Annotated in this window: 16 protein-coding genes; 13 read left to right on the forward strand and 3 right to left on the reverse strand. The window is 66.0% G+C overall.

The features are described from left to right. The first annotated feature begins 10 nt into the window (after positions 1 to 10). The gene (locus tag FFS18_RS08305) at positions 11 to 1,384 is read left to right on the forward strand and encodes a glutamate--cysteine ligase (RefSeq protein WP_137870420.1); all 1,374 of its coding nucleotides are present in this window, start codon (positions 11 to 13) and stop codon (positions 1,382 to 1,384) included. On the opposite strand, the gene FFS18_RS08310 is transcribed toward FFS18_RS08305, so the two are convergent. Continuing rightward, positions 1,381 to 2,733 carry a methyltransferase family protein gene (locus FFS18_RS08310; protein WP_137870491.1) on the reverse strand — a complete coding sequence of 451 codons (1,353 nt, stop codon included), beginning with the start codon at positions 2,731 to 2,733 and terminating at the stop codon, positions 1,381 to 1,383. The genes FFS18_RS08305 and FFS18_RS08310 overlap by 4 nt on opposite strands. 286 nt (positions 2,734 to 3,019) lie before the next feature. On the opposite strand from FFS18_RS08310, the gene FFS18_RS08315 reads away from it, so the two are divergent. From FFS18_RS08315 to FFS18_RS08325, 3 genes are read left to right on the forward strand one after another with little or no spacing between them, the layout of a single operon-like run. Then, entirely contained in the window at positions 3,020 to 4,228 is a 1,209-nt protein-coding gene (locus FFS18_RS08315; protein WP_137870421.1) for a M23 family metallopeptidase, read from the forward strand. Between the two features lies 1 nt (position 4,229). Then, positions 4,230 to 4,628 (forward strand): bactofilin family protein, encoded by a 399-nt coding sequence (locus FFS18_RS08320; protein WP_120215083.1) that lies wholly within the window; start codon positions 4,230 to 4,232, stop codon positions 4,626 to 4,628. Positions 4,629 to 4,650: 22 nt separating this feature from the next. Continuing rightward, complete coding sequence (locus tag FFS18_RS08325; RefSeq protein WP_137870422.1) at positions 4,651 to 4,872, forward strand: hypervirulence associated TUDOR domain-containing protein; 222 nt, start codon at positions 4,651 to 4,653, stop codon at positions 4,870 to 4,872. On the opposite strand, the gene FFS18_RS08330 is transcribed toward FFS18_RS08325, so the two are convergent. Both FFS18_RS08330 and FFS18_RS08335 read right to left on the reverse strand, forming a co-directional pair. Beyond that, on the reverse strand, positions 4,859 to 5,158 hold the full coding sequence (locus FFS18_RS08330; protein WP_137870423.1) for a DUF1905 domain-containing protein: 300 nt from the start codon (positions 5,156 to 5,158) through the stop codon (positions 4,859 to 4,861). The two genes, FFS18_RS08325 and FFS18_RS08330, sit on opposite strands and share 14 nt — an antisense overlap. Then, positions 5,155 to 6,663 (reverse strand): YifB family Mg chelatase-like AAA ATPase, encoded by a 1,509-nt coding sequence (locus tag FFS18_RS08335; RefSeq protein WP_137870424.1) that lies wholly within the window; start codon positions 6,661 to 6,663, stop codon positions 5,155 to 5,157. The genes FFS18_RS08330 and FFS18_RS08335 overlap by 4 nt, the downstream gene beginning before the upstream one ends. A 177-nt stretch (positions 6,664 to 6,840) precedes the next feature. On the opposite strand from FFS18_RS08335, the gene FFS18_RS08340 reads away from it, so the two are divergent. From FFS18_RS08340 to FFS18_RS08380, 9 genes are all read left to right on the forward strand, one after another. Continuing rightward, the gene (locus FFS18_RS08340) at positions 6,841 to 7,536 is read left to right on the forward strand and encodes a TetR/AcrR family transcriptional regulator (protein ID WP_137870425.1); all 696 of its coding nucleotides are present in this window, start codon (positions 6,841 to 6,843) and stop codon (positions 7,534 to 7,536) included. Positions 7,537 to 7,605: 69 nt separating this feature from the next. After that, a complete protein-coding gene (locus FFS18_RS08345; protein ID WP_120215079.1) occupies positions 7,606 to 8,043 on the forward strand; it encodes a VOC family protein in 438 nt (145 codons plus the stop codon). A 25-nt stretch (positions 8,044 to 8,068) separates the two neighbouring features. After that, positions 8,069 to 8,485 carry a DoxX family protein gene (locus tag FFS18_RS08350; RefSeq protein ID WP_137870426.1) on the forward strand — a complete coding sequence of 139 codons (417 nt, stop codon included), beginning with the start codon at positions 8,069 to 8,071 and terminating at the stop codon, positions 8,483 to 8,485. Beyond that, positions 8,482 to 8,700: a DUF4287 domain-containing protein gene (locus FFS18_RS08355; protein WP_120215078.1), complete on the forward strand. Its 219-nt coding sequence runs from the start codon at positions 8,482 to 8,484 to the stop codon at positions 8,698 to 8,700. Before FFS18_RS08350 ends, FFS18_RS08355 begins: the two co-directional genes overlap by 4 nt. A 28-nt stretch (positions 8,701 to 8,728) precedes the next feature. Beyond that, positions 8,729 to 9,712 (forward strand): alpha/beta fold hydrolase, encoded by a 984-nt coding sequence (locus FFS18_RS08360; RefSeq protein WP_171005263.1) that lies wholly within the window; start codon positions 8,729 to 8,731, stop codon positions 9,710 to 9,712. A gap of 27 nt (positions 9,713 to 9,739) precedes the next feature. Then, positions 9,740 to 10,408 carry a glutathione S-transferase family protein gene (locus FFS18_RS08365; RefSeq protein ID WP_137870428.1) on the forward strand — a complete coding sequence of 223 codons (669 nt, stop codon included), beginning with the start codon at positions 9,740 to 9,742 and terminating at the stop codon, positions 10,406 to 10,408. 29 nt (positions 10,409 to 10,437) lie between these two features. After that, positions 10,438 to 11,157, forward strand: a complete 720-nt coding sequence (locus tag FFS18_RS17895; RefSeq protein ID WP_137870429.1) for a DUF1428 domain-containing protein — start codon at positions 10,438 to 10,440, stop codon at positions 11,155 to 11,157. Between the two features lie 138 nt (positions 11,158 to 11,295). Continuing rightward, positions 11,296 to 12,093 (forward strand): VOC family protein, encoded by a 798-nt coding sequence (locus tag FFS18_RS08375; protein WP_137870430.1) that lies wholly within the window; start codon positions 11,296 to 11,298, stop codon positions 12,091 to 12,093. A gap of 24 nt (positions 12,094 to 12,117) precedes the next feature. Then, on the forward strand, positions 12,118 to 12,600 hold the full coding sequence (locus FFS18_RS08380) for a VOC family protein (RefSeq protein WP_137870431.1): 483 nt from the start codon (positions 12,118 to 12,120) through the stop codon (positions 12,598 to 12,600). Positions 12,601 to 12,602: the final 2 nt, after the last annotated feature.

Raw genomic sequence — 12,602 nt, forward strand, 5'->3', positions numbered from 1 at the left:
AATGCGCGATATGAGCACGCGCACCGCTTCGGACAGCAACGATCCCATCGTCGAACATCGCGACGAACTGGCCATCCCGATGATCAAGGGCGAGAAGCCCAAGGACCGCTGGCGGATCGGCACCGAGCATGAAAAATTCGTCTATCGCACCGCCGATCACCGCGCGCCAAGCTATGACGAACCCGGCGGCATCCACGACCTGTTGATGGCGCTCACCCGCTTTGGCTGGGAGCCGGTGATCGAGGGCGGCAAGGTGATCGCCTTGGCGGGCAGCGACGGCACCGTCAGCCTCGAGCCCGCCGGACAACTCGAACTCTCGGGCGCGCCGCTCGAAAACCTGCACCAGACCTGCGCCGAAACCGGCCGCCATCTGAAACAGGTCAAGGAAGTCGGCGCCGAACTCGGGCTCGGCTTCCTCGGGCTTGGCATGTGGCCCGACAAGACCCGCGCCGAACTGCCGATCATGCCCAAGGGCCGCTACAAGATCATGCTCGACCATATGCCGCGCGTCGGCAGCATGGGGCTCGACATGATGCTTCGCACCTGCACGATCCAGACCAATCTCGATTATTCGTCCGAAGCCGACATGGTGCAGAAATTCCGCGTGAGCCTGGCGCTGCAACCGCTCGCGACCGCGCTGTTCGCCAGCTCGCCCTTCACCGAAGGCAAGCCCAACGGCTATATGTCGTACCGCAGCCATATCTGGACCGACACCGACCCCGCGCGCACCGGCATGCTGCCCTTCGTGTTCGAGGATGGCTTCGGCTATGAACGCTATGTCGATTACATGCTCGATGTGCCGATGTATTTCGTCTTCCGCGACGGCAAATATATCGACGCGGCGGGGCAGAGCTTCCGCGATTTCCTGAAGGGCGAGCTGCCCGCGCTGCCCGGCGAAAAGCCGCGCCTCAGCGACTGGAACGACCATCTTTCGACCGCCTTCCCCGAGGTGCGCCTGAAAAGCTTCCTCGAAATGCGCGGTGCCGACGGCGGGCCGTGGAACCGCATTTGTGCGCTTCCGGCCTTGTGGGTCGGGCTGCTCTACGACCAGGGCGCGCTCGACGCGGCGTGGGATCTGGTCAAGGGCTGGAGCATCGCGGAGCAGCAGATGCTGCGCGATGCGGTGCCCAGCGAAGGGCTCGACGCCCCCGCCCCCGGCGGCGGCACCGTCGGCGAGCTGGCGCACCGCGTGCTCGACATCGCCGCCGCCGGACTCGCCGCGCGCGGCGAGGTCAATTCGATGGGCGACAATGAAGTCGGCTTCCTCGAACCGCTCCGCCGCATTGCCAAAAGCGGCAAATCCCCGGCGCACGACCTGCTCGACCGCTACGAAGGGCCGTGGCACCGCGACCTGTCGAAAATCTACGACGAGCTTAGTTTTTAGGCGACGGGGCCAACCCGCTCGTCGGGTTCGAGGCGGATCAGGGGGCGTTTCCGCCCGGTCAGCCGCGCGCACAGCCGCGGGACGAGCGCATTGTCCTGCGCCCAATTCCAATAGGCGACATAGGCAGGATCGGCGAGCAGATGCTTTTCCTCGGTCTTGGCGCGCCAGTAATAGACCCCGCTGACCAGCGCGAGCAGCACGACGTTGCGCGCGCCTTCGACCCAGCCGCCGGTGGTGGCGAGAAACGGCATCGCAGCAAACCACCAGCTCAGATTTTTCGACACATAGGCGGGGTGCCGGGTGAATTTATAGGGTCCGTGGGTGATGATGCCGCGGTGGGTCAGGTTCGAAAAGCGGATGCCGAACGCCATCGTTGCCCAGCTGTAGATCATCGTGAGCAGCGCCAGCATCGCGGCCCAAACGATCAGCAGCGCCTCCTGCCCCGCCAGCCAATGCCCCCAGTCGGCGCCATGCACCTGATAGTCGAGCGGCCCGCCGCTCATCAGGATGAAGGGCGGATAGCAGACCAGCGCCGCGACCCACGCCATACCATAGGGATTGGCGGTGCGAATATGCGCGTCGAGCGGTTTCAGCGTCAGGATGTAGCCAACCGTCGCGATATGGACGTCGATCAGATACAGGAAATTGAGCATCCAGATGCCGGTCATGTACGGATTGGCCAGCACATCGGTCATCGGCACCGTCACCAACGCCGAAAAATTGCCCGGCACGATCGACAGCATGAAGGCGGTGAAAAACCCCTTCACCGCCCAGGCGCGCAGGTGGTGGCCAATTGCGCGGCGATCGACGGGCTGTCCGGGGGCAATCAGCCAGCGGCCGAATTGATAACATCCGTCGCGCGGTTCGATCATCCTTCGGTCGAGCCACAGCATATAGGGCACCGACACCAGCAGCAGCCACGGCGCCACCCGTTCGAGCAAATCCATCGAAAAGGCGTAATTGCCGGTCCAATAATAGCGCATCGTCGCATAGATCAGCGCGATCAGCCCCCATGTCGCCCACAGTCCGGCGAGCTTGGTCAGGCTGATGTCGATCGTCTCGCGCCAAGGGCGGCGCTGCGCCCAGTCGATCCCGGTCGATGGGTTGCGGTGCACCTTGTCGACAAAGATCGACCACAACACCATCGGGATGCCGCAGGCGAGCACGCTGGCGACCGCCGAATTGGGACCGCTCATCGGCCCGCGCGTCCCCCAGTCGATGCCAAGAAACGCGGCGATGTCGGGCGCATAGCGAGCCAGCACCAGATAGGTGACGAGCCCCGCCAGACCGACAAACCCCACGCCGGCGCTCACCGCCGAGCGGGGACGCGGCGCCGCGGTCGGCGGCAGGTCGTCGGCAGCCGTCAGCAAGCCGGCGGAAGGGAGTTTGGCGACGTCGTTCACCGGCTTGGCCCTAGCAAAATTTGGTAAGCAAGCCGTCAATATTATTTGCCGATTCGCAGCGAATTTTCCCGCCAAAATGGCAGTGTTCCCGCCGTTTGACACCGTTCACCGCATGCCCGGTTCGACTCGGCGCGAGTCGCCCCGCAAAGATTCGCCGCGCCGCAAACGGCCTGTTAAGGCGCGCATCAATCGGGGCGGAGGGCTCCACAGAACAACAAGATGGGGTCGCCACTTGTCATCGAAATCCACGGGCCTGCGCCACTGGCGCCAGCGCTTCAACGCGCTGTTTCAGGACCATGAAATCTTCGTTCGCACGCATGGTCATGTTCGATTCCTGCGGATCAGCGCCGTCTGGCAAAAGCGCGTCGCGCTGATCGCCGCGGTCGTGCTGACCGCGTGGGCGGGCGCCACGCTCGCGGTACTCGTCAACCAGCTGCTCACCGCCGACGAACGCGCCGCCGTGGCGCAGCAGTCGGCGGCGGCGGCCGCGTCCGAAAAGCGCATTGCGCAATATCGCGATCGCGTCGCCGAAACCGCCGCCGATCTCGAGGAGCGGCAGGATCAGCTGGAAGAGTGGCAGAAGACCTATTTCGGGTCCGAACCCGCGGCGATTGCCGAAGGCGTGAACGACACGAAGGGTGGAACGGCCCAGCCGGCCCTGAAAACTAGCGCCATTGACCCCAGCCTGCCTCCCGAAGCGCAGGCGCTCGCGCGCGTCGCCGCGCGTCAGGAGGCGCTCTCCACGCGCCTGCTCGCAGCGGTCAATGAACGCGCCGCCAATGCCGAAACGGCGGTGGCGCAGCTTGGGCTCAATCCCACCGCGATCATTCGCGGCGCGGCCACCGGTCGCGGTGGTCCGTTCATCCCGTACAAGGGCCGGATGGGCAAGGCGAAAGCGCTCGGCCCGTCGTTTGCCGCGCTCGAAGGCGCCCTGTTCCGCATGGAAGTGCTGGAACGCACGCTCGTCGCCGTCCCCTCGGGCAACCCCGCCGACGTGCTGATGATGTCGTCGGGCTTCGGCTATCGCAGCGATCCGTTCACCGGCGGCGCCGCAATGCATTCGGGGCTCGATTTCCGCGGCCCGATCGGCACCCCGATCCTCGCCGCCGCGCCCGGCCGCGTCAGCTTTGTCGGGGTCAAGTCGGGCTATGGCAATGTCGTCGAGATCGATCATGGCCAGGGCATCATGACCCGCTACGCCCACTTGTCGGGCTTTACGTCCAAGGTCGGGGCGCAGGTCGCCGCCGGCCAGCAAATCGCCAAAATGGGCTCGACCGGCCGTTCGACCGGCAGCCACCTGCATTTCGAAGTCCGTTTGAACGGCGTCGCGGTCAACCCGCGCCGCTTCCTGGAGGCCAAAGCCGATGTTCTCGAAGTCAAAGACGACGCAAGGCAGCGAGTCGGTGCCATCGCTGCCCGCGGTGCCCGCGGTGCCCGCTAAAATGGCGACCGGCGCGCGTCACACGACCTTTTCGATCCTGGGATCGGACGTCGTCGTCACCGGAAATGTCTCCGCCAGTGTCGACCTGCACGTCGATGGCAAGATCGACGGCGACCTGAAATGCGCCAATCTGGTGCAGGGCGAAGCGAGCGAGATCAAGGGCGCGGTCACCGCCGAAACCGCCAAGATCGCGGGCCTGCTGGACGGGTCGATCGAGGCCAAGACGTTGATCGTCCACGCCACCGCGCGGATCACCGGCGATGTGACCTACGAAACCATCACGATCGAAAATGGCGGCAAGGTCGACGGCAAGCTGTCGCATCGCCGCCACGGCGCTGGCGCGGCCAAAGCGCCGCCTCCGCTCGAAGTCGTCGAAAACAAGTCGGCGCTGGGCATCTGATTCGGATCTGCACCGCGATGCCATGACCGCGCATCAATTCGACATCGACGCCCATGTTCATTGGGCGTCGGGCCGCGGCGAAGGCCATGGCCGGATCGCCAAGCGCTTCGAAACCCGCGTCGAGCGCATCATCAAGGGCGCGCGCATCGTCCGCAACGGATCGCCCGCCAACCCCGCCTACCTGATCGAAATGATCGACGGGCGCGAGGTGCTGAAGCTGGGCAGCGAGCTCAGCAGCGACTGACGCTGCCAATCTCGACGATCACCGCAATGCGGTCGCCGAACCCGACGCCCTCGGCACGCTGCACCGCGACCTTGATCGGCAACATATACGTGTCCCCGCGCCGGAACAGCGCGGTGGCAAAGTCGGTGCGCCCGATGCGCACTGTCGCCGGCACCATCCCCCAACCATAGCTGACCTCGCGCGCCGCATAGGCCACTTCGCCGACCAGATGCTCGGGGACGGCAACGAACAGATAGGGCGGCGGGCCGCGCCATTCGATGATCGGGGCTTCGAACGCGAGCTTCAATTGCGCGGCGCCTGCCGCCGATAGCTCAGCGCTTCGGCAATGTGGATGCGCCCGACGGCATCGGCGCCCGCGAGGTCGGCGATCGTCCGCGCCACCCGCAATATCCGCGTATAGCCGCGCGCCGACAGCCGCATCGCTTCGGCCGCCTGCGCGAGCAACTTGCGCCCGGCATCGTCGGGGGTCGCGACCGCCTCCATCAGCTCGCCATCGATTTCGGCGTTGGTGCGCGCCTGGTGGTCGGCGTAGCGCGCACTCTGGCGCGCCCGTGCCGCCGCGACACGCGCGCTCACTTCGGTACTGCCCTCGGCGGGCGGCGGCAGCACAAGGTCGGCGGCGCTGACCGCCTGCACCTCGACATGCAGGTCGATGCGGTCGAGCAATGGCCCCGACACCTTTGCCTGATAATCGGCGGCGCAGCGCGGGGCGCGGCTGCACGCGAGCGCCGGGTCGCCCAAATGCCCGCAGCGGCACGGGTTCATCGCCGCGACCATCTGCACCCGCGCCGGAAAGGTGACATGCGCATTGGCGCGCGCAACGCTGACCTCGCCCGTTTCGAGCGGCTGGCGCAGGCTGTCGAGGACGGTGCGCTGAAATTCGGGGAGTTCGTCGAGAAACAGGACGCCCAGATGCGCAAGGCTGACCTCGCCCGGGCGCACGCGCAAACCGCCGCCCACCAGCGCGGGCATCGACGCGCTGTGGTGCGGGCTGCGGAACGGCCGCGCGCGGATCAGCCGCCCGCCCTCAAGCCCGCCTGCAACCGACGCGATCATCGACACTTCCAGCGCTTCTCCGGGGTCGAGGTCGGGCAGGATGCCCGGCAGGCATGCGGCCATCAGCGACTTGCCCGCCCCCGGCGGCCCGACCATCAGCAGATTATGCCCACCCGCCGCCGCGATTTCGAGCGCGCGCTTGGCGACCTCCTGCCCCTTGACCTGCGCGAGGTCGGCCATCCGTCGCGGCGGTTCGGCTTCGCCCGGGCGCGGCGGCGGGAGCAGCGCATTGCCCTTGAAATGATTGAGCAGCGACAGGAGATCGGGCGCCGCCAGCACCTCGACATTGCCCGCCCACGCCGCCTCCGGTCCCTGTGCGACCGGGCAGATCAGCCCGCGATCCTGGCTGCCCGCGTGGAGCGCCGCGAGCAGCACGCCGGGCGAGGCGGCGACGCGGCCGTCGAGGCCGAGTTCGCCGACCACGACATAAGAGGACAGCGTTTCGGGATCGACCACCCCCATCGCGCCAAGCAGCGCCAGCGCGATCGGCAGGTCGTAATGCGAGCCTTCCTTGGGCAGGTCGGCGGGCGACAGATTGACCGTGATCACCTTGGGCGGCAGCGCGAGGCCGATCGCGGCGATCGCGGCGCGGACGCGCTCGCGGCTTTCGCCGACCGCCTTGTCGGGCAGGCCGACAACGACGAAGCGCGGCAAGCCGGGGGTGATCTGGCACTGCACTTCGACCCCGCGCGCCTCGAGCCCCAGATAGGCGACGGTGGAAACGATCGCGACCATCAATGTCCCCTGTTTGTTCCTGCCCGTTGTGCGGGCAAAGCGGCGCGGCGTCGAGTCGTTTTTCGCACCGGTTCGGATGGTGGCGAAAAGCCCGCCCAAGCGAAGGCGGGGGCACCGCGCGGCGGCGGGTCGCCTCGCGATTTGACAACATACCAACCAGTCGGTATGTAGATTCGCATGAGCCCGAATCATCCCCCTTCCTCCCTCGCACCCGGCGCCGATGGCCAAGCCGTCAGCGGCGTCGGCGCCGCTATCGCGGCGACGCGCGCACCGCGTGGCCAAGCACGCGCGGCCTTGATCGCGGCGGCGCACAGCATGGTGCGCAAGCAGGGCTATGCCGCGACGACGGTCGATCAGATTTGCGCCGCCGCCGGGGTCACCAAGGGCGCCTTTTTCCACCATTTCGCGTCGAAGGAAGCGCTGGCGGTCGCCGCCGCCGAAGCGTGGACCGAACGCGCGCGGCCGATGTTCGAAATGCCGCCCCACACCCAGCTGGGCGACCCGCTCGCGCGGCTGCTCGGCCATATCGATTTCCGCTTTGCCATGCTCGACGGCCCGGTCGAGGAATTCACCTGCTTCGTCGGCACGATGGTGCAGGAAGCCTTTGCGACGAGCGAGCCGATCCGCGCCGCGTGCGAGGCGAGCATCGCCGCTTATTGCGCGGCGCTGGTCCCCGATATTGCCGCCGCGATCGACGTTTACGACGCGCCCGAAGATGTCACCGCGCTCGGCCTGGCCCAGCATATCCAGGCGGTGCTGCAAGGCAGCTTCATCCTGGCCAAGACGACGAACGACCCGGCGATTGCGCGCGAGAGCGTCACGCATCTGAAGCGCTATATCCGCATGTTATTTGCACCGCCCGGCGCGCCCTGACGCGGCAGGTAATTGCCCATCCGCGCCGCGGCGCTGACTACCCCGATCCCATCCCCAAGGAGAGAGACGATGCCCCAGATGATTTTCGTGAACCTGCCGGTGACCGACCTTGCCCGGTCGCAGGCCTTTTATGAAGCGGTCGGCGCGGTCAACAACCCCGCCTTCACCGACGAGACCGCCGCCTGCATGGTGGTCGCCGAAGGATCGATCCACGTCATGCTCTTGACCCATGACAAATGGGCGACCTTTACGTCGAAGGCGATCCCCGACGCGCACACGACGGCGCAGGTGCTGCTCTGCGTATCCGCCGACAGCCGCGCCGAAGTGGACGCACAGGTGGCCAAGGCGACCGCCGCAGGCGGCAATGCCGACCCGACACCCACCCAGGAATATGGCGACTTCATGTACGGGCGCAGCTTTGAAGATCCCGACGGTCATATCTGGGAAGTGATGTGGATGGACCCCGCCGCGATCCCCGCCGGTGAGTCCGCCGAAGCCGCCGCCTGACGCGAGCCAAGAGGAGGAGGAAGAGATGACCGATGCAGTCCCCGCCAAGAGTCAGTTGATCGCCGGCCGCATCCTGAGCGGTCTGGTGATCCTTTTCCTCCTTTTCGACGCCGGGCTGAAACTGGCGTCGCCCGAGACCGCGATCAAATACACCCCGCCCGGCCTTGGCTGGCCGCTCGATGTCGGCACTATGTATATGCTCGGCATCCTGCTGCTGATCCCGACCTTGCTATATATCTGGCCGCGCACCGCGATCCTCGGCGCGATCCTGATCACGGGCTATCTGGGCGGCGCGATCGCCACCCATGTCCGCATCGGCAGCCCGTTGTTCAGCCACACCCTGTTCGGGGTGTATCTGGGCGTGATGCTGTTGGGCGGGCTGTGGCTGCGCGATCCGCGCGTCCGCGCGCTGATCCCCCTTCGCACAGGAGCAAGCGCATGAGTTTCCAAGCCTATCTCGACAATGTCGAAGCCAAGACCGGCAAGTCCGCCGAAGCACTGAAAGCGATCGCGATCGCCAAGGGGCTGGCCGACGAGCGCGGCCTCGCCCCCGGGGTCAAGCCCGGTGCGGTGATCGACTGGCTAAAGGCCGATTTCGACCTGGGCCATGGCCACGCGATGTCGATCGTCGCCTTTATCAAAGGGAAGCGGACCTAGAGGCCGCGCCAATCCAAGAGGACATATCATGACAGCCTTTCCTCCCCTCCAAATTCTCCGCCGCCGCCATCCGGGGATTGCCGCCGCGCTCGCCCTGCTCGCCAGCGCCGCCGTCGTCGCGGCACAACCCCAGCCCGCATATGCTCAGCAGCCCGCACCCGCGGCAGCGCCCGTAAGCGCCGCGAAAACGGGCCATGCCACGGTCAACGGCGTCCGCATCGCTTATGCGGTGCATGGCGATCTGGCGTCGAAACAGACGCCATTGCTGGTGCTGCACGGCGCCTTCATGTCGGGCGAGGCGATGGCGCCGTTCGTCAACCTGTTCGCCGCCTCGCGCCCCGTCATCACCATCGATGCGCGCGGCCACGGGCGTACCGGCAAGGTCGGCGGTGCTTTCAGCTACGAACAGATGGCCGACGATGCGGTCGCGGTGCTGGCATCGCTGCGCGTCGAGCGCGCCGATGTCCTCGGCTATTCGATGGGCGGCAGCACGGCGATTGCGATGGCGGTGCGCCACCCCGAACGCGTCGGCAAACAGGTGGTGATTTCGGGCGCCGCCAGCCTCGACGGCTGGGTTCCCGAAGTTTTGGAGGGCATCGCCAAAATGACCCCCGAAATGTTCGCGGGGACGCCGATGGAGACCGAATATAAGCGGCTGTCGCCGACCCCCGACGCCTTTCCCGACCTGGTCGCGGCGATCAAGCATATCGACGGCACGCCCTTTGCCTATAGCGACGCACAGCTGCGCGCGATTCCGGGCAAGACGATGGTCGTGCTGGGCGACGCCGATGGCATGACGCTCGAGCATGCGATCAAATTGTTCAAGCTGCGCGGGGGCGGCGACATCGCGACGGCGACGCAGGGTTTCATGACCGCCGCTCCCAAGGCGCGGCTGTCGGTCCTGCCCGCGACATCGCACATCGGCGTTATGGCCGAAGCGGCGACGATCGCGGCGCAGGTCATCCCCTTTCTGGACGATGCCACCCCGCCGATGCCCGCTGGATTTTTCTGAACCCCTGCCCCCCAAAGGAGAGAGACTATGCCCGTCAACCCGAACGCCGACATCGAAATCATCGCCTTTGACTGGGTGCCCGACTTCGCGCGCGGCTTTGTCCGCGACCTGCGCCCGCGCTGGGCATGCGAGGAGCTGGGGGTCGATTATGCCGAAAAGCTGATCAGCGCGGTCGACCGTCCCGCCGATCATTACCAGCTGCAACCCTGGGGGCAGGTGCCGGTGCTGCGCGACGGCGACATCACCCTGTTCGAAAGCGGCGCGATCATGCTGCATCTGGCGGCGAAAGATGCGCAGTTGCTGCCAACCGACGCGCAAGGCCGCGCCGACGCGACCGCCTGGGTGTTCGCGGCGCTCAACAGCGTCGAACCGATGATGTTCGAACTGGGCAATGTCGATATTTTTTCGAAGGACGAGGAATGGGCGAAGCTGCGCCGACCCAGCCTGATCGAATTTATCCGCGCCCGCTTTGGCCGCCTGTCCGATGCGCTGGGCGACAAGCCCTATCTGCTCGGCGATTTCAGCGTCGCCGATATCGCGATGGCGACGGTGCTGCGCGAAGGCGTCGAGGCGGGACTGGTTGCCGAATTCCCCCGCCTCGCCGCCTATCTCGATCGCTGCACGGCGCGTCCCGCCTTCACGCGCGCGATGGACGCGCAGCTGGCATCCTTCACAAAAGAGCCGGTCACGGCCTGAATTTCCCACCCCCCTAAAGGAGAGACAAGATGACCTATGTAGAAGGATTTGTGGTCGCGGTGCCGACCGCCAACAAGGAAGCCTATCGCAAGCACGCTGCCGACGCGGCCCATCTGTTCAAGGAATTCGGCGTCGCGCGGATGGTCGAATGCTGGGGCGACGATGTCCCCGACGGGAAGGTCAATGATTTCAAGGGCGCCGTACAGGCCAAAGCCGACGAAACCGTCGTGTTCAGCTGGTTCGAATATCCCGACAAGGCAACGCGCGACGCCGCGAACGAAAAGATGATGAGCGACCCGCGCATGGCGTCGATGGGCGGCGAGATGCCGTTCGACGGCAAACGCATGATCATCGGCGGCTTCGATTCGATCGTCGACGATCGGGCAGAGGGCGAAACCGCCTATGTCGACGGCTATCTCGTGCCCGTCCCCGACGGCAACAAGGAAGCCTATCGCGCGATGGCGAAGAAGGCGTCCGAAGTGTTCCGCGACTATGGCGCGACGCGCGTCGTCGAGGCGTGGGCCGACGACGTCCCCGACGGCAAGGTCACCGACTATGCGCGCGCCGCGCACAAGAAGGACGGCGAAAGCGTCGTGTACAGCTGGGTCGAATGGCCGAGCAAGGAAGCGCGCGTCGCGGGCTGGGAAAAGATGATGACCGACGAGCGGATGAAACATGATCCCGACAACACCCCGTTCGACGGTGCGCGGATGATCTACGGCGGCTTTGCCCCGATCGTCGAGGCGTGACGCCATGCTCCTCCCTGTGGCGAAGCCACGGGGAGGTGGCAGCCCGCAGGGCTGACGGAGGGGCTATGGCGCAACCGTTGCCGCCCCTCCTCCCCTCCCCATCGCTGCGCGACAGGGAGCATCGACAGGAGAAGAACGATGAGCAAGCCAGCGCATTTCATCTGGTACGAACTGATGACCAGCGATCCCGTCGGCGCCGCCGCCTTTTATGGCGCGGTGGTCGGATGGACGATCGCCAGCCACGCCGACCCCGCGGCGGGCGACATGGATTATCGCATGATTGGCCGCAGCGATGGCGGCAACGCCGGCGGGGTGCTGGCGCTGAATGCCGACATGCTCGCCGGTGGCGCCCGGCCGATCTGGATGGGCTATCTTGAAGTCGAGGATGTCGACGCCGCGATCGACGCGATCAAGGCCGATGGCGGCGCGGTACAGATGGCCGCGATGGACATCCCGGTCGGCCGGATCGCGATGGTGACCGACCCGCAGGGCGCGCCCCTTTACATCATGGACCCGATCCCGCCGGAGGGCGCCGCGGAGGGCGCCAGCGATGTGTTTTCGGTGACCGAGCCGCAGCGCATCCGGTGGAACGAGCTCGCGACGTCGGACCCGGATGCCGCAGTGCGTTTCTACATCGGGCATTTCGGCTGGGGACAGGAGGGCGAGATGCCGATGGGCGAACTCGGCGCCTATCGCTTCATCCAGTGCGGCGACGACACGATCGGCGCGGTCATGCCGTTGATGGCGGGCTATCCAGCGCCGGTGTGGAATTTCTATATCGGCGTCGACGACATCGACCGCGCCCATGCCGCGGTGACCGCGAACGGCGGCACCGTGACCAACGCGCCGATGGAAATCCCCGGCGGCGAATATGCGATGAACGCGATCGACCCGCAGGGCGCCGCCGTTGGCTTTGTCGGGCCGCGCAAGGCCTGATCACCGATCCCCAGGAGAGACACGATGACCAAGACCCCTTTGACGCTCTGCCTCTGGTACGAAGGCGATGCCGAGGACGCCGCGAATTTCTATGCCAAGACCTTTGCCGACAGCCATGTCGGCGCCGTCCACCGCGCACCCGCCGATTCGCCCGGCAGCAAGGCGGGCGATGTGATGACGGTTGAATTCACCCTGCTCGGCACCCCCTGCCTTGGCCTCAACGGCCCGCCGATCTTCAAGCATAGCGAAGCCTTTTCCTTCATCGTCCACACCGACACGCAGGACGAAACCGACCGGTTGTGGGACGCGATCACCGGCAATGGCGGCCAGGAAAGCGTGTGCGGATGGTGCAAGGACAAATGGGGCGTATCGTGGCAGATCACCCCGCGCGTCCTGCTCGAGGCGACCACCAACCCCGACAAGGCGGTCGCCAAGCGCGCGTTCGAAGCGATGATGACGATGAAAAAGATCGACATCGCGGCGATCGAAGCCGCTGTAAAAGGGTAAAC

Source organism: Sphingopyxis sp. 2PD, assembly GCF_005503695.1.
In the GTDB taxonomy this organism is placed as follows: Bacteria; Pseudomonadota; Alphaproteobacteria; order Sphingomonadales; family Sphingomonadaceae; genus Sphingopyxis.